Source organism: Jujubicoccus corallicola, assembly GCF_047345645.1.
In the GTDB taxonomy this organism is placed as follows: Bacteria; Pseudomonadota; Alphaproteobacteria; order Rhodobacterales; family Rhodobacteraceae; genus JBLEFH01.
The window spans coordinates 114,919-135,360 of the sequence record NZ_JBLEFH010000006.1 but is presented as its reverse complement, the minus strand read 5'-3'; the positions used below and the strand labels follow the sequence as shown (position 1 = coordinate 135,360).

At 46.1% G+C, this 20,442-nt stretch carries 23 protein-coding genes; 22 read left to right on the top strand and 1 reads right to left on the bottom strand.

Annotated features, from left to right (window positions below; translation table 11 throughout):
* Window positions 1–17 precede the first annotated feature (17 nt).
* On the top strand, window positions 18–404 hold the full coding sequence (locus tag ACMA5I_RS10420; protein WP_525886202.1) for a hypothetical protein: 387 nt from the start codon (window positions 18–20) through the stop codon (window positions 402–404).
* A complete protein-coding gene (locus tag ACMA5I_RS10415) occupies window positions 401–757 on the top strand; it encodes a hypothetical protein (protein ID WP_525886201.1) in 357 nt (118 codons plus the stop codon). Before ACMA5I_RS10420 ends, ACMA5I_RS10415 begins: the two co-directional genes overlap by 4 nt.
* A gap of 879 nt (window positions 758–1,636) precedes the next feature.
* Here ACMA5I_RS10415 and ACMA5I_RS10410 read toward each other — a convergent pair.
* Entirely contained in the window at window positions 1,637–1,888 is a 252-nt protein-coding gene (locus tag ACMA5I_RS10410; RefSeq protein ID WP_525886296.1) for an HNH endonuclease, read from the bottom strand.
* 302 nt (window positions 1,889–2,190) lie between these two features.
* Here ACMA5I_RS10410 and ACMA5I_RS10405 point away from each other — a divergent pair, with 302 nt between their 5' ends.
* The 20 genes from ACMA5I_RS10405 to ACMA5I_RS10310 all read left to right on the top strand — a co-directional run bounded on the left by ACMA5I_RS10405 (window position 2,191) and on the right by ACMA5I_RS10310 (window position 20,442).
* A complete protein-coding gene (locus tag ACMA5I_RS10405; RefSeq protein ID WP_525886200.1) occupies window positions 2,191–3,471 on the top strand; it encodes an intein-containing protein in 1,281 nt (426 codons plus the stop codon).
* Window positions 3,472–3,593: 122 nt separating this feature from the next.
* Window positions 3,594–4,016, top strand: coding sequence for a hypothetical protein (locus ACMA5I_RS10400; protein WP_525886199.1), 423 nt, complete (start codon window positions 3,594–3,596; stop codon window positions 4,014–4,016).
* 7 nt (window positions 4,017–4,023) lie between these two features.
* Window positions 4,024–4,920 carry a hypothetical protein gene (locus ACMA5I_RS10395; protein ID WP_525886198.1) on the top strand — a complete coding sequence of 299 codons (897 nt, stop codon included), beginning with the start codon at window positions 4,024–4,026 and terminating at the stop codon, window positions 4,918–4,920.
* A 27-nt stretch (window positions 4,921–4,947) separates the two neighbouring features.
* On the top strand, window positions 4,948–5,478 hold the full coding sequence (locus ACMA5I_RS10390) for a CHC2 zinc finger domain-containing protein (protein WP_525886197.1): 531 nt from the start codon (window positions 4,948–4,950) through the stop codon (window positions 5,476–5,478).
* Window positions 5,479–5,654: 176 nt separating this feature from the next.
* Window positions 5,655–6,374: a ribonuclease H-like domain-containing protein gene (locus ACMA5I_RS10385; protein ID WP_525886196.1), complete on the top strand. Its 720-nt coding sequence runs from the start codon at window positions 5,655–5,657 to the stop codon at window positions 6,372–6,374.
* Entirely contained in the window at window positions 6,371–6,502 is a 132-nt protein-coding gene (locus tag ACMA5I_RS10380; protein ID WP_525886195.1) for a hypothetical protein, read from the top strand. Before ACMA5I_RS10385 ends, ACMA5I_RS10380 begins: the two co-directional genes overlap by 4 nt.
* Before the next feature lie 25 nt (window positions 6,503–6,527).
* Window positions 6,528–6,806 (top strand): hypothetical protein, encoded by a 279-nt coding sequence (locus ACMA5I_RS10375; RefSeq protein WP_525886194.1) that lies wholly within the window; start codon window positions 6,528–6,530, stop codon window positions 6,804–6,806.
* Window positions 6,807–6,910: 104 nt separating this feature from the next.
* Window positions 6,911–7,180: a DUF6378 domain-containing protein gene (locus tag ACMA5I_RS10370; RefSeq protein WP_525886193.1), complete on the top strand. Its 270-nt coding sequence runs from the start codon at window positions 6,911–6,913 to the stop codon at window positions 7,178–7,180.
* 19 nt (window positions 7,181–7,199) lie between these two features.
* Window positions 7,200–7,466 carry a hypothetical protein gene (locus tag ACMA5I_RS10365; protein WP_525886192.1) on the top strand — a complete coding sequence of 89 codons (267 nt, stop codon included), beginning with the start codon at window positions 7,200–7,202 and terminating at the stop codon, window positions 7,464–7,466.
* A 1-nt stretch (window position 7,467) separates the two neighbouring features.
* Window positions 7,468–7,860 carry a terminase small subunit gene (locus ACMA5I_RS10360; protein ID WP_525886191.1) on the top strand — a complete coding sequence of 131 codons (393 nt, stop codon included), beginning with the start codon at window positions 7,468–7,470 and terminating at the stop codon, window positions 7,858–7,860.
* Entirely contained in the window at window positions 7,835–9,088 is a 1,254-nt protein-coding gene (locus ACMA5I_RS10355; RefSeq protein ID WP_525886190.1) for a terminase large subunit, read from the top strand. Before ACMA5I_RS10360 ends, ACMA5I_RS10355 begins: the two co-directional genes overlap by 26 nt.
* 11 nt (window positions 9,089–9,099) lie before the next feature.
* Window positions 9,100–10,851 carry a hypothetical protein gene (locus ACMA5I_RS10350; RefSeq protein ID WP_525886189.1) on the top strand — a complete coding sequence of 584 codons (1,752 nt, stop codon included), beginning with the start codon at window positions 9,100–9,102 and terminating at the stop codon, window positions 10,849–10,851.
* A gap of 1 nt (window position 10,852) precedes the next feature.
* On the top strand, window positions 10,853–11,068 hold the full coding sequence (locus ACMA5I_RS10345) for a hypothetical protein (RefSeq protein ID WP_525886188.1): 216 nt from the start codon (window positions 10,853–10,855) through the stop codon (window positions 11,066–11,068).
* Between the two features lie 74 nt (window positions 11,069–11,142).
* Window positions 11,143–11,772, top strand: a complete 630-nt coding sequence (locus ACMA5I_RS10340) for a hypothetical protein (protein WP_525886187.1) — start codon at window positions 11,143–11,145, stop codon at window positions 11,770–11,772.
* Between the two features lie 36 nt (window positions 11,773–11,808).
* Entirely contained in the window at window positions 11,809–12,687 is an 879-nt protein-coding gene (locus tag ACMA5I_RS10335; RefSeq protein WP_525886186.1) for a phage major capsid protein, read from the top strand.
* 62 nt (window positions 12,688–12,749) lie between these two features.
* Window positions 12,750–13,376 (top strand): hypothetical protein, encoded by a 627-nt coding sequence (locus ACMA5I_RS10330; protein ID WP_525886185.1) that lies wholly within the window; start codon window positions 12,750–12,752, stop codon window positions 13,374–13,376.
* A 99-nt stretch (window positions 13,377–13,475) separates the two neighbouring features.
* Window positions 13,476–15,164 carry a hypothetical protein gene (locus tag ACMA5I_RS10325; RefSeq protein ID WP_525886184.1) on the top strand — a complete coding sequence of 563 codons (1,689 nt, stop codon included), beginning with the start codon at window positions 13,476–13,478 and terminating at the stop codon, window positions 15,162–15,164.
* Between the two features lies 1 nt (window position 15,165).
* On the top strand, window positions 15,166–16,635 hold the full coding sequence (locus ACMA5I_RS10320; protein WP_525886183.1) for a hypothetical protein: 1,470 nt from the start codon (window positions 15,166–15,168) through the stop codon (window positions 16,633–16,635).
* A gap of 3 nt (window positions 16,636–16,638) precedes the next feature.
* A complete protein-coding gene (locus tag ACMA5I_RS10315) occupies window positions 16,639–18,240 on the top strand; it encodes a hypothetical protein (protein ID WP_525886182.1) in 1,602 nt (533 codons plus the stop codon).
* Between the two features lie 87 nt (window positions 18,241–18,327).
* Entirely contained in the window at window positions 18,328–20,442 is a 2,115-nt protein-coding gene (locus ACMA5I_RS10310; protein ID WP_525886181.1) for a hypothetical protein, read from the top strand.

Sequence of the window (20,442 nt, the reverse complement as noted above, 5' to 3'; positions counted from 1 at the left end):
GAGGGATAGGAGGGAACATGCTTAAATATATGATTGCGGGCTTTTTAGCCTTGAGCGCACCTGTGTCTGCGCAGGAGTGGGGGAGTACTCAGACAGCAAGAGATATTGAAGGTGGTTTATATAAATGGCTTGAAACCTTTGAAGTCAGGTCTGGAGCGTGTCGTATAACATTTAATCAGATTAGTGTTCTAGTGGTTTTCACATCGCCAAATAGCGCAAGAGGCATTTTGGAAGCTAATGTGTTTTGTTCGCAAAAGCCAGCAAAAATTGAACCGTTCTATATGGATATTCATTATGTATCCAACTACCAAGAATGGTTTGGATTGAGGATTTACGACCCAGAACCTTCTTTTTCTACTAATAGTTGGAATATAAATTGGAATTTGAAAGAGGGGTACGAATGAAAGTAGATATTACGCACAGTGAGGTGAAAGAGGGACTGGTCATGCGCAAGACCTATCCTGTGGTGACAGTTGCCGTGCAATTCACCGAAAAAGAGAAAGCTATCATCAAGAAAGAAAACATCAGCAGGGACTTCATCACGCAGTCTGTGCCGATAAATGCACGCAAAGACCGTGACGAGCGCATCTACTACATGACCGCGCACGACTTGATGAAAAAGCCATACAGCTTTCGTGCGCGCGACAGTGTGGAAGCACACGCCTTTGAAGACGAAGCTATTGAGGGATTGCAATTGCTCGCTCGCTATTTTGAAGCATCAGAAGTGGAGCGAGAAAACAAATCGTTTGAGCTGTGAGAGAGCTTGAGGAACTGTTTTTCTGGGGAGTGGCGACAGGTGTCGCGCTCCTCATTTTCTTTTTTGCGGTAGTATACTTCGCACCATTTGCTATTGCGGGTACGGCACTTGTCGCAGGTGGCGCGTACTGGCATCGCTCACGCAAAGAGCGACAGGCACGCCAACGTACCAGAGCGCTAGAGGAAGCATACACCGCACCTAAAGACATAGACCTTTCGCGTTTCACGGCAAACATACAAGCACAGCTTGCGCCGATTGTGGCAGAGCTTACCCCACAGCTACCACCTGCACCGCATGAGCACGATAGCGTAGAGGGAGCGCGCTACCGTGAGGCGCTGTCCACCACGCATGACTTTACCGCCTTGCAACACGTCTTTGATATGGTGCTGTCTGTATCTCCGAATATCGAGAGTGAAGTCACTGCGCCAGTTACGTATCTGCACAGCAACCTGCCGTATTTAGTACAAGATGTTGCAGGTGAGATAGTAGAGAGCAGACAGTTTACACAGCTAGCTAAAAAGCTAGAGCATAACTTTCAGCGTGCGCGACAGGTATACCCCTTTCAGTATGAAAAGCCTGATATTTTAGACGTCTACTTTACTGGCACACCACTGCGCCAACTGTTTGATGTGCAAGTGCCAATTGTCATACCAGACGAATTGCGCTTTGAGCATACTTACCTGCTTGCGAGTTGTTTGCATGCAGATACACCAATTTATGACCCTATAGATGAAACCAATTACACTGTAAAAAAACGATACGAGCTTGGCGTCCCATTTCACGTGTTCTCAGTTACCGCCGATAAGCAAATAGTAGTTGCTAAAGCAGAGCCACCACGCCGTTTTTATCGTGCTCAGATGTTTAATCTTACAAACGGCACTAAGAAGCTTTCCGTAACTGGCGACCATCTCGTTTGGTACGGCGACGGATATGTGAAAGTGCGACACCTTCACGAATACGGCGCTTGCCATCTTCCGACCATTTCGGACACTTCCCTTTTAAGGTTGCAGCAAGATGTTCAGCATTTGTTTTATACAAGCGAAGATTGCAGAGACGATTATCATTTTTCTTACCATTTATGTGGTCAACAACTTCCGTCTTTTTCAGGTAGCGACCTAAATGTTTTTCCATTACAAGGCGATGTTCGCGAACTTTGTTTGAAGCATTGCGATATGGGTGTTTTGGAGAATACACTAGAACATAGCCTGATTTATCAATTTCCCTACCACCCTTCCATGCAGGATTACGTTCACCTTGGCTGTAATACGCACGTGAACGAATTGGGATTTGGTTTTCAAGCAAGTACCGACGAATTGTCTTTGAGTCACATGTCATCAATTCTTCTATCGCCTTTTGGCTCAGACCTTTCTTATAAAGTGAAATCATCTTATTTATTTTCTCTTGGTTCCATTTTTTCATACTCACATGATAGCATGTGGTGGGCGGAACCGAGCACGGACGATGTGTATTACGATTTTACGGTACCAGTGCATCACAATTATCTTGCAAGTGGCATCTTCCACCATAATTCAGGACATGGCAAAACGCAGTGCATGCAATACAACATCGTGCAGGACATCAAAGACGGCAAATCTGTCATTGTGATAGACAGTCAAAATGAGATGATACAAAAAATCCTCAACATGGATATAGACAAAGAGCGTATTGTCTACGTGAACCCCGAAGACATCGAGCACCCTATAGCACTTAATCTCTTTGCTACTGGCAAGGAACGCTTTGAGCAATACAACGCCCAAGAAAAAGAGCAACTGCGCACGTCTATCATTGAGCTGTATGAGTATGTGCTGGCGTCTATCATGGATACGTCACTATCGGGACAGCAGAGCGTTATCTTTCGCTACGTGACACGTCTGTTGTTGGAGATACCTGATGCAACACTGAAAACCTTTTTAGATGTCTTAGAGCAACCAGCCAGTGCGTACAGTGAGTACATCGACAAGCTCGATGATGTGGCAAAATCATTTTTCTATAATCAGTTTGACGATAATGAGTTTAAGCGTATGCGCAAGGCAGTGATACGGCGCTTATATCTGATACTTGAAAACAGCACCTTTGAGCGCATGTTTTCACAGCCAGAAAGCACGCTCGACCTTTTTGAAGAAATAAATCAAGGCAAGGTCATATTGGTGAACACCTCACAGGCGATGCTCAAAGAGCAAGGACTGCGCACGCTTGGCAGGTTCTTTATTGCACTGTTGGCGCAAGCTAGTGCCGAGCGGGCGCTTTCAACGTATAAGCACCCGACCATCTGCTACATAGACGAAGCGCACGAGTATTTAGATAAAAACATCAGTGTCCTACTCGCTCAAGCCCGCAAGCAACGTATTGGGCTTTTCATGGCGCACCAGTATCTAGGACAAGCCAGTAATGACGTACGACAGGCACTCATGGCAAACACCAGTATCAAGCTCGCAGGTTCGATGTCTAACGCAGACGCGCGTGCTATGGCGTCTGAGATGAACGCAGACCCCAAGCTGATACAAACGCAAGCACCGCACCATTGGACACTCTACGCTAAAGGTGTGACCGCACAGGCTGTCCCTGTCCGTTATCCTGTGGGCTACCTTGAGCGCCAAGAACAGCGCGGAGACTTTGACATGCTTATCGAACACCAGCGCCTTACCTATGGCGTTGCGCCAAAGCCCAAAGAAGCGCCAGAGCCAGAAGAAGACACCGAAGAATGGAAGTGGTGACGCAATTGTGACCTTGTACTCATAAGGTACAAACACACTCACTGTACACATCACTACTCATAGCGCTGTTTGGTAGCTGTACTGTTCCGTGGCATATATCTCCTATAGCAAGGGAGGTATGTATGTTGGACGAACTCGAACAGCTCTGCACGCAAGGCGGTGTGTACGCTCGCTCTAGCGATAGCGAGTATTTCATCTACTGTGTTGGACAAAGCATCGTAAAGCAGAAAGCGTTTGTTGCATTTGCGTTGGCACATGACATCGGCGCAAAACCGTTGCAAGGGTGCTATAAAGGCGTCCCAGAGCAGTCTTTCATCTCGAACATGAGCGACTATCCACGCATTGTGTCATGGCTCTTAGAGGAAGAAAGCATATTGCATCTGCATAGCCACAACTACAGCAATGAGCCAAAAGCCACACTGCGGTACATGAGTGGTGAGGCTATCGAGCTAGGACGTCTGCGTGCCGTAAGTCGCAAAACAGCACTGCAACACCAGAGTTGGACGTACGACTATCTCTATGAGCAGTACTTCGTTACGGTATAATAGGGATATGCGCGGACGAAAACATCGTCTTACTCCACGCCGAGAGCAACGCACCAAAGCATGGCGCTTCACTGATAGTGACCGCAAAGTGCTTGAGTGCCTTGCCCGCTATCGCTATTTGCGCTCTAGCTCTGTCGGCTTGTTGACTGGACTGCCTGAACGCACACGCAACTATTCACTGCGTAAGCTTTTTGACCGTAGGCTACTGGATAAGCCCAAGAGCCAAGCTATCGGCTATAACTCATTAAATGACCCAGACATTTACGAAATCACACAAAAGGGGTCAGAGTACCTGACAAGACACTACCCAGAAACTACGAACCTAATACGCCACCGTGGCGATATGCCTGTAAAACAGTTTCGCCATGCGATGATGATATGCGACACACTGTCTGCGATTGAAGCAGGTGCGACACAGGCGGGCTATCGGTTTATCTCCGCGGGGGAGATTATCGAACGCTCACCTGTAGAGCGTCCGATGAAACTATCTGCATGGCTACGAGGCAAGCAAGTGTCTTTCATACCAGACGGCATGTTTGGACTGGCGAAAGATGACAACTACCAGCTTTTCTTTTTAGAGGCGGAACACTACAACCCCTTGAAGCCTAAGAAACTCAACCGTGCCAGCTTTTACAAGAAGATATTGCTCTATGGCTCGCTGTCAGAGACAGATACACTCAAACGGTTTGGCAAAAAGCGTTTTCGTACATTGTTTGTCTTCCCGAATAAGACGCGTTCAGAAAATGCACAGGCTATTGTGGCAGAGGAATACAAACAGTCGGCTATGTTCCTCATGACGCACGTACCAATTCAAGAAGAACGCTTTGAAGCACCTGAACCGTTCCCTGAACTATTCACAGTACCGTGGCTACGCGGCGGCTTAGAGCCTAAAACTTTGGTATAATACACACAGACAACCGTGGAGGTTACTGTGTCCTTTCTCAACTTTGACGAAATCAAGAACAGCTATGCGATTGAAGACGTCGCACAGTTGCTCAGTCTAAAGCTCACCAAAAGTGGCAACTCATTGCGGGGCAAGTGTCCCGTGTGTGAAAGCAGTGGCGACAGAAACCTTGTCATCACGCCGAGCAAAAAAGTCTACTACTGCTTTTCAGACCAAAAGGGTGGCGACGTGATAGCTCTCGTCGCACACATCAACGGAATTGGCGTCAAGGAAGCCGCACAATGGCTTACAGGCGACAACAGCCCCAACAACAAGCTGTCTACCAAAGACACTCCGCCCAGTGAGGGCTTTAAGCCTTTGCAGTATCTACAGCATGAGCATGACGCGGTGATTGCGTTAGGCTTTGAACCCGAAGACGCACAACGTCTCGGTATCGGATATGCGCCAAGAGGTGTACTACGTGGAACTGTCGCCGTGCCAGTGAGGCTCGAAGACGGAACTATGGTCGGGTATATCGGTATCACCGAAGCAACCTTGCCCAGTAGCTGGAAATGGTAACTATAGACCGCCTTAGCTGGCGGTTTTCTTTTATCCCTACGTGTTTGACGTGTTGTCAAAATGTGTGTGGTATAATGCAAGTGGTGGAAGCGACCGACCACCGCGCCCCGAATAGTTTGTATTTCTAACAATTCTCCTTGCGCACAAAACCAGAGTGCAATTCTCTGGCGGGGCATATGGCAAAGATATTATTCTTTGATATAGAGACTACTCCCAACGTCTCATACACATGGGGAAAGTATGAGCAAAACGTGTTAGCGTTCGTCCAAGAGAGCGAGCTATTGTGTTTCGCATACAAGTGGCAGGGAAAGCCCACGAAAATAGAAACGGTAGAAAATCAAACAGAGCGCCAACTAGCACAAAAGCTTTGGCGTCTTTTTGATGAGGCGGACATCATCATCGGTCATAACGGCGATGCGTTTGATATTAAATACTCAAACGGACGCTTTCTCTATCACGGCTTTCAACCGCCATTGCCGTATAAGACAGTCGATACACTCAAGATTGCACGACAAATGTTCAAATTGAACTCAAACAAGCTTGATGACTTAGGAGAAAAGCTAGGACTGGGGCGAAAGGTGCAGACAGGTGGCTTTTCACTCTGGCTTGGCTGTATGGCAAACAAACCTAGCTCATGGCGGAAGATGCGCAGATATAACAAGCAAGACGTTGACCTGTTGGAACAAGTGTATGACCGCCTAAAAGGCTGGAAGAAATCGCACCCCAATCTCAATTACATAGACGAGATAGAGCGACCAGCGTGTGCCACCTGTGGTAGTGAGCAGGTAATCTCAAAGGGGGTAGATAGAACCTTGAAAACACCGCGCCAGCGTTGGAAATGCAAGAGCTGTGGCGCAAACCAGTATGCATTAAAAGATAACCCCTTACGTACATGAGAGATGAAATTGAACAAGCACTCTTTGAAGCGAAAGACAAGATGCTCGACTACTCCGAGGTAGATGAAGAAATCTTAGACCGCTTTATTGAGTTTGCTATGGAAAATGTGGATAACGCAGGTTTTTAAGCACGCACCTTGATACAATGCATGTATGAGCACCGATGAGCGATTGTTTTGCCAAGCTACCATAGACAGTAAAGATAGAGAGATAGCAGAGCTAAAAGGTGCTGTGGCATATTGGCAGGAAGCATTCAAAAAAGCGTCAGAGCCAATTTTGATAACGGAAGAACCGCACATTGTAACGATGAAATGCCAAGAAAAGCTTGAGAACATCATAAAGCAACGTGACGAGTACAAAGAGAAATATAAGACATTAAAAGACTACTACGACAAAAACGTAGTGACCGTATTTAAGAGCCGACATGATTGAGATTTGTACCTATTGCAAGAAAGAAGCAGACTATATGTCTATCATGGACGGTAAATGGATTTGTGTCAGTTGCCGCGCGAAGAAAGAGCGATATACTTTGTAATATGGATATTAAAGAAACACTAGAAGAACGAAAGGTGACACACGGTAGCTTTGTTGATAATTCTGAAGTGTCACAAGCTATCAAGCGCATCATACACACCTCTACTAACGGTGATACCTTTACGAGTGTACAAAACGAAGCACTTGAAATGATAGCGCATAAGATAAGTCGTATTTGCGCTGGTAATCCCAACGAGATTGACCATTGGCGTGATATAGCAGGGTATGCAAGCCTTGTCGCAGATGAATTGGAAAAGACACAGGCGCAGTAGTGTTGTATAATGTTTGTATATGTATACATCTTGTAATAACTACCTCGTTGTTTCAATCAACGACAAAGACATTGAAAAGGATTATGTGAAGCGTTTGAAAGACGCAGACCGTAGTACTAACTCTATTATCACAGAGGTGACAGTGTTATCAGCGCCCGAAGATAAGCAGGAATTGAAAGACAAGACCGTTGTTGTGCATCGTGGACACCTTGCACTGCTTACTCCTAATGATAAAGCTAAAGAATATGCACTCGCTGTTGAGTATGTTCTAGCGGCTAAACTGTAGTATGGGTGGACGTCCGCTAAAGTTTGAAAGCGTTGAAGCTCTCGAAGAGATGATTGAGAGCTACTTTGTTGATTGTGACCAAAGCAAAAAGCCGTACACAGTTTCAGGGCTAGCAGTATGGCTAGATACGTCACGACAGACGCTTATTAACTACGAAGACAAAGAAGAGTATTTTGACACTATTAAAAGAGCAAAGGCACGATGTGAGGCATGGGTTGAAGAAAATGCACTCATGAGCAAAACGAATGCCACGTTTTCAATTTTCAATCTCAAGAATAACTTTGGCTGGAAAGATAAGACAGAGCAAGACGTCACGTCTAACGGTGAAAGCATTGTGTTGATGCCTCAAGAGGTAATTGACCGTGTAAATGGAACTACACCAGAAGCAAAGTGAGTTTATACAAAGCAATAAACGCTACAAACTACTAAACTGGGGGCGTCGTTCAGGTAAGACGTTTGCTGTTGGCTATGAGGCATTTATCACTGCGTACAGCAAAGATAAAGCACGCATTGCATACTACGCACCTACAAGCGAAGACGCGCGTGACATTGCGTGGGGTGACTTTGTAGACCTGTTTGAGCCTATTACAATTAAGACGAACGAAGTACTACTCGAAATCACTGTCAAGAATAAGTTTGGTGGTACGTCACTTATCAAGCTGTATGGGTGGGAAGCGGTAAAGAACCGTGACAAAGGACGTGGGGTAGAGAATGACCTCGTTATCTTAGACGAGTGTGCTTTCTATCCGATGTTCAAGGAAAAGTTTGAAAAGGTGATTGAACCGACGTTGCTCACGTCACTTGGACGCTTGATTGTCACCTCTACACCTAACGGCTTTAATCACTTCTATGAGCTGGTGACAGAGGCACAGAGCGATGATGATTGGTACTACTCGCACGCCACCTCATACGATAACCCGCACAACCCAATAGAAGAGCTTGAAAAGCTAAAGGCTAAGAAAGGTGAAGACGCCTTTGCGCAGGAGTATCTTGCAGACTTTCGACGCCTTGAGGGACTTGTCTACAAAGACTTTGATTTTAACCGTCACGTTGTAGATGAGCTACCGCAAGAGCATTTGATTGTAGACCGTATCGGTTTCATCGACTTTGGATACAAGAACCCCGCCGCTATCGGTACTGTGCTTGTTGATAAAGACAGCAACTACTACATCACCGATGAGTACTATCAGACAGACAAGGTGCAGGACGAACTCAATCAAGAGATGTTGTCGCGAAAGCTTAATAGCTGGTATCCCGACCCCGCAGAGCCAGACCGTATAGAAATGATGCGCCGAGCAGGATTGCGCACCAAAGAGGTATCGAAAGACGTCAAGTCAGGTATCGGAACAGTGTCGCAATTGTTTCGTGAGAATAGGTTGTTTATCCACAATGGGTGCAAGAACCTCATTTTCGAGCTGAACTCATATCGCTGGCGACAGAGCACAAATAGCAACATCAACTTAAACGAACCCGAAGAGCCTATCAAAGAGAATGACCACATGCTCGACGGCTCACGCTACGTTTTGCACAACTATGAGAACGTACGAAAGCCCAACCACGACCTCGATAACTACTATCGTGAGGCGCGGAATAATTCTAGCTATCGGGCTGGCGTGGTATAATTTCTAAAACTATGAACATTTTTCAATATGTGCGAGACCAAGAGTTTTCGTATAAAAATGACACTATAGAGGTAGTTGAGGGGTACAGCTTTTCTATGTACGACACCTTGCGTCTTGTCGAGCTGTACTGGGCGAACAAATACAAGGAAAAGTATGTTGACCCCATTCTCGGAGAGCTACCATTTGACACTATTGTAAAAGCGCCAACTCTTAAAGAGGCGGAAGCTACTGACTTTGACTATAGCGATGTGTTGTTACCACCAAAGAAAGGTGTGTATGAAGCTCGTGTAAAAGCGATGTTTCAGCAGAAAGCTACCCGTGAGTACATGGACGAAACAAACTTCTCTAAGTTTCTTAATGAGTTTTGTCTTACACGTGCGAAGTATGGTGGTGTGCTCACTAAAGACACCAAAGACGGTGAAAAGGTGGTGAACTGGCACAATGTGATTGTTGACCAAACAGACATCATGTCTGGGGTGATTATCGAACGTCACCTATACACGCCAGCTGAGCTTAAAGCGAAAGCAGGGACGTGGGAGAACGTAGATGATGCACTCGCGCTTGCTGAGGAAGTAAAAGAGAACCGCGACGACCATGACAACGAAAGTCTCGGACACTTTATTGAAGTCTACGAGCTACACGGTGAGTTGCCTATGTCACTTATCGAAGAAGACGGCAACCCGCACGAGTTTAAGCGCATGATGTTTGTGCTTGCAGGTGTCAATGACGTTGATACTGACGAAGATGATAATGAAATCGAAAACGGTATCATTTTGTACCAATCAGAAGAAAAGAAATCACCATACAGATACCTCGCACGTAATCCAATTGCAGGGCGTGGACTAGGTGTTGGTGTTATCGAAGACCTGTTTGAACAGCAAAAGTGGCACAACTTCACTCTTTCAGAAGAGCTGCGTATCGTGACTATCGCGGGCAAAGTGTTCTTTGAAACAAACAACGAAAAAGTGCCTCGCAATATGAAAGAGCTAGACCATATGACGGTCATTCGTAACTCTGATGATAATGAGTATTTCAGACAAGTAAACACCGCGCCAGCAGGGTTGCCGTCACTACAAGCAATCCGTGAAAACTTAGACGTGAGCCGTCGAGACATCACAGGTATGCACGAGGGTGTGTCAGGTGAACAAACAAAATCAAACACGCCATTCCGTCTCGCCGCGCTACAGTCAATCGAGGGGCACGCACGCTACGATAAATACCGTGAAGAAATTGGTATCTTCCTAGAAGAGCTGATCACCGAAGACGTGTTGCCAAAAGCACTCAAAGCGTATCGAGAACGTGACGAAATCTACACGTCATTTGATACCAGTGAGCTAGCACTGATTGATACTGCTATCACTAACACATTCATCAAAGATGAAATCCTTGAGGGACGTGTGGTGTCACCAATGCAGATTGAAGACTTTAAGCGAGAGCTAGGACGATATGGCTCAAAGCGGTACGTCACTGCTATCAAAGACCTGCTAAAAGACGCCGACGCGTCTGTGCGTGTCATCACGACCAATGAAAAGCGCAACCGTTCAGTATTCTTTGAGACACGTGTATCGCTTATCCAGCTACTCGGTGTTGAACACCCATACAGTCAAGCAATGATACGCTCAATCATCACTGAAAGCGGTATCACCGAAGACGAGCTACAACTTGCTATCGACCAGCAGATACCAGCGACAGGTAATCCGTCGCAAGTGCAAGGTGAAGAGTTAGCGAAAGAAGAGCAGTCACCAGTTGAACAAGTAGCATAATATGACCAAAGAAGAACGCGACCAGTACCTAAAAGGGCTGTCACAGGCTCAAATTGACGCTCTAAAGGCCCTTTTCTCTGATTTGGGTGATGCACCCCATGAGGGTGTGGATTATCGCGATATAGGCGCATTTTACGTCGCACGTGCTAAAATAGAGAGGAAGTTGAAGACACACTTCAAATACATAAGCAATTTGTTGACTGATGAGGGGGAGTAAGACCCCTACACCAGTCCGTAAATGACTGCGTTATAAGTTTCGCTCACTTACGAGCAGTATAAATATCCCACCATATGGAGAAATATGAGAATGACTATCAGAATGATACTGATACTTCGACAACTGACCAGACGACGACAGAAGACACAAACGAACAGGTAGAAGCTAACACATCAGACAATGAAACATCTGACAGCACGCGACAGAGTGATGATGAACCGACAGGGGACTCTCTCAACCGAAAGCTCGAAGAACTCGGACTCGACCGAGCGGAGTACTTCAAGCTCAAAGGTAAAAAAGACGGCGAAGAAAGTGGCGAAAGCCGTAAAGAAGACCGTACGTCGCAAAAAGAAGTAGCTTCAAATGACGCACTACTCGCTCGACTAGAGAGCCGAGGTGTCATGGACGCAGACGACCAAGACTATGTGATTAAAACCGCAAAAGCACTTGGTGTCTCACCAGTAGAAGCCTTGAACGATGCAGTCGTAAAAGACAGGCTAGACTACAATAAAAAAGCGAGAGCTAACGCAGAGGCTACAGGCGAGAGCAATCGTACCAGTGCACGCAATCCTAAGAACTCGGTAGAGTACTATCTCAAGAAACCAGACATCAAACTGTCTGCAATTGAGGATAAGGATTTGCGTCGAAAAGTGATGCATGCGCGAAGTGCGCAAAAGAATAAAAACGTAATGTTCCGAAATTAGCATCACAGTAGCCATATATTCACTAACTAATAATATATGGATTTCACAGGAGTAAATAAAGAAGAGTGGACTGAGTCCCTACAAGAGTTTTTAGAGGAGCCAAAACTTTGGAAAGAAGTATTTGATGTGATGTACACGTCTACAAAGACGTTCCACATGCCATACTTTGACCAAGGAACCGCCACCTCCTACAATCGTGGTTCACAGTATACTCGTTCTGTTCCCGAAAGTGTTGATGACATCATGGTTATCAATGACTCAGCAATTCTCCCTTATTTCATCGACCGAGCTGACCTTGCGCAAAACGGTTACATCGATGAGGTAGAAATGGCACGTGAACAAGGTATCGCGCTTGATGAGCAAATGCAGCGTCAAATCTTTACTGACATTCACGCAAATGCAACAGACTTTGATGATGGAAACATGGGCGGTACAGGTGGTACTGCTATCACGGTCACTGGTGGTGCAGCAGGAAACATTGGCGACCTTTTCCGAAAGGCTCGTACTGCAATTGCATCAAGTAAAGGTGGTCTCAAGGCACTTAACAGTAAAAAGCTAATGGCTATTGTTCCACCAGAAATCTACGAACATGCCGTATCATATGCACAAGCTAACGGCTTCCAGTTCGCAGATACGTCACTCGAAAGTGGAAAGGTCCCAGTAATTAATGGTTTCAAGATTTACGAAAGTAACTTACTTGATACTACAACTGACTCTGGTTCTGTTCACTGTATCTTTGGTGTAAATAAAGCTATGAAGCTTGGTATCTTGAACACAACGTTCGGACAAGTGGTAACTGTAGATGACCCAGACAACCGTTCAGGTGTTGGTGTCACAAGTCGCGTTGACTATGGGGTAAAACTTCGTAACAACGATAAAGAGCACGTTCTTGACGTTCTAGTTGCTACATCATAACCAACGTCCCGCTTTCTAAGCGGGGGATAGCCCACATGGTATAATGTGTATTATCCCCCTCTATGAAAACTCAAGCACAGTACATCACAGAATTGCGCGAAGATTACACAGGCGACACAGTAGGCTCACTGTCTGATGCACGTGCGGTACGTGCTCTAAATCGCGCTATAGACAGTTATTCATACCTCGCCGCGACCTCTAGTGGACAATGGCAAGGGGTATCAACTCCAACAACAAACCGAACAGAGTACACGCTCGCCACAGGTGAGACGTCTTTGACGTTCGATGAAAGTGTCATGAGTATTGAACGTATCGACATCGAAGAACGCCCACTCAAGCGTGAAGAAAAGATATATACAGACGGTACAGGCAAGCCAACAGCGTACGAACTACATGGCTTCACTGCTCACTTTGATACAGAGGCAGACGCAGAATACACAGTGACGGTCTTTCATCGTAATGCGTTCCCACACTTAGTTGAAGAAGATGAGAACAGCACTGTCGGTATTCCGTACTTTCATGATGAGTATATTCTTGCGTACGCGGCACACAGTCTCTCTTTGTATACAAATGATGAGCACCGTATCGCGCTAGAGCGAAAGATTGAAGTCAAGAAACGTGAGATTACAGACCTCTATGCACGACGCACTGAAAGCGAGTTATCAGCTAAAGCAAATGCCCCTGCATGACGCCCGAAGAGCAACGACAGTTTGAAGAGCTACAGCAACTTGTTTTCGCGATGCGCCACGGTCAAGACAATGAGTTTGTTGAAGCGATAAAACGTATCTATGGCAACTAAACGACTGCAAAACATTCAAGGACGTATCACACAGCGCAATGTTGGTGATTATTTAGGTGAGCTATGGTCGAGCCGTAACATCGACATTTCATCGTCTATGGGTAAGTTGCGACTCTCACGTCCCACAGAGGTGCTTATGAACAACCTTGAGTTAGACGGTAACATTGTCGAGGCAATCTGTTTCGGTGACAGAAATATGTTTATACTCACTGATGATGACTTGTATGTGTCAGGTGGTAATTTTGATAGTTTTCTATTAAATGACGATTTGAGTGTCGGCTCTAGACCGCATGACTTAGTGCAATTTGAGCAATACGTACTTGCAGTAGGTTCTACCACTATCGCCGCCATAGACACTAAAAACAGTAACAGCATCAACAATGATTGGTGGTCAACAACTGTAAACGGTGGCGCTCTCGACTCAAGTTATCAGCACCACATGACCGTCATTCGCACGAGCGGGCAAGACACGCTATCCGTTCTAAACGGCGCGGAGATTAAATACTACAACCCCAGTGCTGGTCATTCGTCTATTTCATGGGACGAAAACCTCATTGGTATCACTCAGACGGCAGGATTGAACGAGGGGTGGGTAGGGACACGTAACGCTAACGGTTTAGGTGCAGAGGTGATTATGTGGCGTGTCGGTAACGACCAGTATTCACAAGCCTATCCAGTGTACGCAAACGCTGTGCTTTCGATGTGTACGGTGAACAACATTCCATATCTTGTCACTGAACGTGGTGAAATCAAAAAGTTTAATCAGGCAGGATTTGTGACTGTCGGTACATTGCCGATGTATCTCACAAACGAATACCTAGACGGTAGCGTGACATCACAACTCATTCAGCCGAACACACATGCGCGTCCTATTCACTCTAAAGGCATGGTAGCGGTAGACGATAAAATTTACATTTACGTAAACACTACTGGCGTAAACAATACCGCAGTCAATGAGCGTATGCCGTCTGGTGTATGGGAGTTTGACACTGTCACAAGCTCTCTAACGCACCGCTATGACGCTGGAGAGCTTCTTACAGGCGTGAGTAGTCCCCTTTACTACCACAATGATGATAACGGACGTTTTTACTTCGGCGCACGCTTAGAAAACAGCGATTACGTTTTCTTGCGTGAAGACCTTACGCCCGATGTTGTGACACGTGGCTCATTCGTAAAGACAGAAATGCAATCAAACAGTTTTGTCGATATTTTTAACTCTGAAAACGTCGCCTCTCAAATGAGTGAGGGAGACCGTATCGTGGTAAAATATAGAGAGCAAAAGGATATTTCACTACCTGTATGGGCGACACTTAACTGGACAAACAGCACGACACTTACCTCTACAAGTGACCTATCAGACATTAAAGCTGGTCATGAGTTGGAGATTTATACAGGTATCGCCAGTGGCTACTGTGTGCATGTAGTGTCTATCAGTGAAACTGCTGGCACGTATACAGTCACGGTAGATGAGCCAGTCGGTAGTGTTGGAGAGTGTCAAGGTTTTTTTGATAACTGGACTAAGCTCGAAACCATTACAAAAGATACCCCAATAAAGCGTGTAGCAATTGGTAGTCAAGCACACACCAATCAAGTGAAGTTTTATCTTGAGGGCAAAAATGGCTATCCAATCATTTCTAATGCCGTCACAAAGTCAATAAATAAAGAAGAGCTAAAATAGTATGAACCCAACACTAAATGATGCAACAGAAGAATTGCGAAGTCGCGTACAGTCGATGATTGATACACGCAACAAAGCACGCAATGAGAACATAACTGGTGCAGACATTCTCCAACAACAAAGAGCAATTAAACCGCCAGAGCCAGCGCAGGGACAGTCTGCTAATGATTTTGTGCGCACAAGTGTCACTCCAACCATTCAAGCCAATCAAGACGCTATTGTTCGTTCAGAGAGCGTGTTTGCTAAAGAGCGCGACAATGTGTTCAACCAGTTTCGTGCATTAGGTTCGGAAGAAGCACCGTCATTTTCTAGCTATTTTGAAAACGAACTCGGAAAGCTAGGGACACCCGACGCAGTAAATCAGCTTCGTGAGGCTAACAACGAGCTAGTGCGCCTTAATACGCAGTATGACGTACAGAATGTGCAGATTGAAGAGGGCAACTCTATCGGACAGGCACAGCGGGAGGTGACACAAAATGACCGCGAGCGTGCCGTAATGACCGCAGGTGTCGCCGCTCGTGCACAACTTCTCCAAGGCAACATTGAGATAGCGCAGTCTATCGCTCGTGATGCTACTAACTTCGCGTTTCAAGACCGCCAGCTACAGCTTCAAAACATGGGAGCACAGCTTGATTATCTATCTCGGATTGTTGAGGGTGAGGAAGCACAGCTCATTGCTGAACGCCAACGCTTACTGCAACAAGAAGCGGAAGAGCTACAATTCGTCAAAGACAATGTGTCTATGGCTATCGCCTCTGGTGGTGCGTCACAGTCTGAAATTGCTCAGATGACAAACCCTATGACAACAGACGAACAAAAGCTTGCTATTGCACAGTCGATTGTAGGGCGTACTGCTACCAGTGACCGACAATTACAACGCCGTGCACAGGAAGCTAGTATCGCTAATGTCTATGACCAAATGGCTCAACGGCGTATTGCTGCCGCTCAAGCCGCTCGTGCTCAAGCTGATGCTCAAGCTGATGCGGCTGAGAAAGCGAAGGCACAGAAGACTGCCGCCAGTGAAAGTGCACTTGAAATTAAACGCATCGCAGAAAGCCTCAAAGGTCATTCAGGTATGGGTGGTGCAGTTGGTGCTGGCTTCAAGAAGACTGTCGGCTCTATTCCTCTCGTTGGTAGATTGGTTGGTGGTAGTGACGCAATTTCAGGAACGGCTCGTGCGAACTTTGAAGCTGACGCAAACCGCCTCGCCAATCTTCTAACTCTTGATAATCTTGATTTGATGTCTGGTGTTCTTTCAGAAACGGACATCAAAATTTTGGAAACATCAGGCTCAAACCTCAAGAACTTTAGCATGAGTGAAGCGGCATACAATGATGAAGTTGACCGTATCATCAACACCATGACCCGCTCAATAAATGAAAATGGAATGACGACAGAACAGGCTACGTTCTATGGCTACATTCAAGATGATGAAGCTAGCGAATTAGATTATTTGTGGGATAACTTATAGTATATGGCACTTACAGCAACTGAAATTGAAATACTACGCGGAGCAAAGCGTGAGGGACTATCAAAAGAGCAAGCGCTCGCTAAGATGACGTCTTTTCGTCAACAATCACCTCAAAGTACTAGCACAGCCAGTCGTTTCTCTGACGCTGGTAGTGACTTGAAAGAGGGCTTCTTAGGAGTTGGCGACGACCTGTATCAGCGTGGAGAAAATATCGCCGATACAGTGAAAGCAGGTGCTCAAAACAAGCAGTCTGTGTGGGAAACTGGCTTACAGACAGTAGGGCAGGTGCTTGGTGGTGCAGGTGATGTGGCGTATAGAGCTGTGAGCACACCTATCAAAGCAATGATGTCACAGGACACCGAAGACCGCATCGCTGAAACTGCCAGCTCTGCAATTAACGCCACTGGACTACCAGAGTATAGAGAAAACCTAACAGAGCGTGGACAACGTAACTTTGATGCGTCCCTTGGCTTCTTAGAATTGGCAGGTGCTAAAGGTGTTTCGCCAGCAGTAAAGTCAAGTCTTAAAGGTGCTGACGATGTTCTATCAGCCGCGCGCAATGCAGTACCTAAAGCTCCTACCGTGACTGATGTACGGTCAGCTCTCCGTGATGTGCGCTTTAATCTTTCAGACATCGACCCACAAGCTGAAACAGCTATCAAACGTGCTACATTTGATGAAATCAACCGCTACGCGCAGTACGCGAAGAACGCTAAACTTGATAGTAAAAAGGCTACACCATTAGAGATTGTCGGAAGTAAAGCAGAGGAAGCGTACGAACTCTTTGATGCTTCTATTACTAAAGCGACAGAGGCAAAAAAACGTCTTATTTCTGAAACAGGAAGCTCGACACTTGCACCTGAAACACTATCTACTATCAAAACATCTATTGCAGATACGTTACGTGACCGCTTTGGTGTTACGCAAACAGAAGACGGTTTTCAAATCGTTGAGGGGCGAGCAGGGCGTCTTGATACCGCTGATGAACGTCTACTCTCTGAGTTCACTACTCGCCTCAATAGTTTAGGTGAAGCGCCTACACTGCAACAGGTCGATGACTTTATAGACGGTATGCAGTCACAACTCTACAAGCAATCAAAGACAGTATCTCGCTTGGACGCCGCCGATAGCAAGGTTGTAGGAACACTCAAAGGGCTTACAGGTGAAATTAACGGAGCGCTTAAAGAAAGTGTTGGAAATGGCTACGCTGAAATCAACGCACGCATCTCTAAGCTACTAGATTTGCAAGATGAAATCTCACGCGGACTAGGCGCTGACGGTCGAAAGGGCGGTGGATTTGTGAAACGTTTGTTCAGTCCGACAGGTGGAAACACTCGACGCATTTTTGAAGAAATCCGAAAAGAGACAGGTATTGACCTTGATAAAGAAGCAAACCTCGCTCGCTTCTTTATGGATAATGTAGGAGATAATCGTCAAAAAAGCCTACTCAAAGAATTGGACAATAGTATTAAAGACTTTTCAAAGTTTTCTTTCACAGAGCCTGCATCATGGGCAAATTGGCTACGCGAAAGAGTAGACCTTGACGCGCAAGAGCTTGCAAATGAAATTGTGCGCCGAATTAACGACTCCACCACTTCAAGATAGATATAAAAATACCGAGCGCGATGCAAAATAGGTATGCGCCGATGTATAAAGTCAGAAAACCGATGATAAGTCCCATAAATGGTATAATTGTATAAAAGTAACTATTCGTCAAGCATGCAACGTGGACAACTCAATGTAAATCAACTCCTTAAACGACTACAACTCGCCGCCGATAACCCTGAAATCGGTGTTGCTTTTGATGACAAAGACACCACAGCGTTACTTGTAGCGATACTCACACTCTTCAAAGAAACTCGCCAAGATGTCATAAATGGACGTATCAAAGGTGAAGACGGCTATACCCCACAAGCAGGTAAAGACTACCTCACACCACGCCAACAAGAGCAAGAAATTGCTCGACTTTTTCGTGATTTAGCTGATGACTTCAACAAAGACACCTCAAAACTCGCAAAGTCACTTGATAAGCGTGTCGATGACCGTTTGAAACGCCTACGTGACGGTGATGACGGTGTAGTATCTGACAAAGAGATTGAACGTGCCGCGAAAATGGCGCGAGAGCTTATCGTGCTACCTGATTTTGATGCACTGGTGATGACACAAGTAACACGAAACGGCGAAGCTATCCGTGATGCGCTTGAAATGCTCCCAGAGGGCGAAAAATTGTCTATAGAAGCTATTGAGGGACTAGCTGAAGAGCTAGCAAAGCGTGTTGAGGGACAGCTACAGCAGTATGGTGGCGTTTCACCTGCTGGCGTTGTGCAGATTGTCGCAGATTACATTGAAAAGAACGGTGGCACAGGCGGTGGCACAACCGACCACGGCGCACTTTCTGGCTTAAATGATGACGACCACGCACAGTACGCGCTAGCAGACGGCTCACGTGGTAATTTCGCAAGCACAGCGCAAGGTGCAAAAGCTGACACCGCCGTACAACCAGCTCAACTTGCAACGGTAGCAACATCAGGAAGCTACGCAGACCTTTCAGACACGCCAACGACATACACACAGGAACAAATCGAAGACCTCGTGGGCGCAATGTTTCAAAACGGCACACACTCTAACGCTTCTATTTCTTATGACGATACCGCAGGGACTATTTCTATCACCGCAAGCGGTGGTGGTACAGGTGGCACAGTATCAGAGGAAGAAGTCGAAGACTTTGTGGGCGGTTTGGTCACACAAGGCACTGGTATCTCGGTAAATTATGACGACGCCAACAACACGCTTACTATCTCGCTTGCAGGTGAGAGTTTCACGACTGCCTTGAAGAATAAGCTCGATGCAATTGAAGCAGGTGCTACTGCAAACGACACTGACGCTAATTTACGTGACCGAGGCACACACACAGGCACGCAACCCGCTTCTACAATCTCTGACTTTGACGCAGAGGTTTCTAATAACACCGATGTTGCCGCAGCAACGAGTCATACTTCAAACACCTCAAACCCACATAGTGTCACCAAAGCGCAGGTGGGACTAGGAAACGTACCCAACACCGACGCAACACAACGCAGTAATCACTCTGGCACACAGCTTGCGTCTACTATCTCAGACTTTGATACAGAGGTAGAAAACAACACAGAGGTAACTGCCAACACTACTCATCGCAGTCGTACTGATAACCCACATAGCGTCACTAAAGCACAGGTGGGGCTTTCAAACGTAAACAATACATCAGATGCTGATAAACCTGTCTCAACAGCACAGCAGACAGCCTTAGACGGTAAAGCAAACAGTTCACACACTCACTCTGCATCTGACCTTACTGCGACAGGTGGTAATGCTACGTCTTTTCTCCGCAAAGATAATACATGGACGACACCAACTAACACCACCTATTCTGAAATTACTACAGCAGAAATCGACGCTGGTACTGCTTCTACGTCGCGTACTATTTCAGGGCGACGAGCACAGTACATCGCTGATAAAAACTTTGTCACTACAACGACAGCGAACACCACCTCACTAACCCCTACAGGTGGTCGCAGACGCTCTATTGCTACAGTCACCGCGCAAACGTCTAGCACAATCACCGTCAACGCTCCAAGCGGTACAGTGGCGGCAGGTGACATGGTAATGGTGATGATTAAAGCGAACACTGCCGTTACTGTGTCATGGAACGCTGTGTACGTAGACTTTATGGAAACAAAGGAAACTGCTATCGCTAGCGGCGAGGAGTTGGTGTGTCTCTTTGTATCTAACGGAACTAACCTGCGACTAATCGCGCAAAAGAAAGTGTAG

Bases quoted from the DNA above. Each gene is read 5' to 3' on its own strand.
- ACMA5I_RS10420 (WP_525886202.1), top strand. From the start codon at position 18: ATGCTTAAATATATGATTGCGGGCTTTTTAGCCTTGAGCGCACCTGTG.
- ACMA5I_RS10415 (WP_525886201.1), top strand. From the start codon at position 401: ATGAAAGTAGATATTACGCACAGTGAGGTGAAAGAGGGACTGGTCATG.
- ACMA5I_RS10410 (WP_525886296.1), bottom strand. From the start codon at position 1,888: ATGGAAAAACATTTAGGTCGCTACCTGAAAAAGACGGAAGTTGTTGAC.
- ACMA5I_RS10405 (WP_525886200.1), top strand. From the start codon at position 2,191: ATGTGGTGGGCGGAACCGAGCACGGACGATGTGTATTACGATTTTACG.
- ACMA5I_RS10400 (WP_525886199.1), top strand. From the start codon at position 3,594: ATGTTGGACGAACTCGAACAGCTCTGCACGCAAGGCGGTGTGTACGCT.
- ACMA5I_RS10395 (WP_525886198.1), top strand. From the start codon at position 4,024: ATGCGCGGACGAAAACATCGTCTTACTCCACGCCGAGAGCAACGCACC.
- ACMA5I_RS10385 (WP_525886196.1), top strand. From the start codon at position 5,655: ATGGCAAAGATATTATTCTTTGATATAGAGACTACTCCCAACGTCTCA.
- ACMA5I_RS10380 (WP_525886195.1), top strand. From the start codon at position 6,371: ATGAGAGATGAAATTGAACAAGCACTCTTTGAAGCGAAAGACAAGATG.
- ACMA5I_RS10375 (WP_525886194.1), top strand. From the start codon at position 6,528: ATGAGCACCGATGAGCGATTGTTTTGCCAAGCTACCATAGACAGTAAA.
- ACMA5I_RS10370 (WP_525886193.1), top strand. From the start codon at position 6,911: ATGGATATTAAAGAAACACTAGAAGAACGAAAGGTGACACACGGTAGC.
- ACMA5I_RS10365 (WP_525886192.1), top strand. From the start codon at position 7,200: ATGTATACATCTTGTAATAACTACCTCGTTGTTTCAATCAACGACAAA.
- ACMA5I_RS10360 (WP_525886191.1), top strand. From the start codon at position 7,468: ATGGGTGGACGTCCGCTAAAGTTTGAAAGCGTTGAAGCTCTCGAAGAG.
- ACMA5I_RS10355 (WP_525886190.1), top strand. From the start codon at position 7,835: ATGGAACTACACCAGAAGCAAAGTGAGTTTATACAAAGCAATAAACGC.
- ACMA5I_RS10350 (WP_525886189.1), top strand. From the start codon at position 9,100: ATGAACATTTTTCAATATGTGCGAGACCAAGAGTTTTCGTATAAAAAT.
- ACMA5I_RS10345 (WP_525886188.1), top strand. From the start codon at position 10,853: ATGACCAAAGAAGAACGCGACCAGTACCTAAAAGGGCTGTCACAGGCT.
- ACMA5I_RS10340 (WP_525886187.1), top strand. From the start codon at position 11,143: ATGGAGAAATATGAGAATGACTATCAGAATGATACTGATACTTCGACA.
- ACMA5I_RS10335 (WP_525886186.1), top strand. From the start codon at position 11,809: ATGGATTTCACAGGAGTAAATAAAGAAGAGTGGACTGAGTCCCTACAA.
- ACMA5I_RS10330 (WP_525886185.1), top strand. From the start codon at position 12,750: ATGAAAACTCAAGCACAGTACATCACAGAATTGCGCGAAGATTACACA.
- ACMA5I_RS10325 (WP_525886184.1), top strand. From the start codon at position 13,476: ATGGCAACTAAACGACTGCAAAACATTCAAGGACGTATCACACAGCGC.
- ACMA5I_RS10320 (WP_525886183.1), top strand. From the start codon at position 15,166: ATGAACCCAACACTAAATGATGCAACAGAAGAATTGCGAAGTCGCGTA.
- ACMA5I_RS10315 (WP_525886182.1), top strand. From the start codon at position 16,639: ATGGCACTTACAGCAACTGAAATTGAAATACTACGCGGAGCAAAGCGT.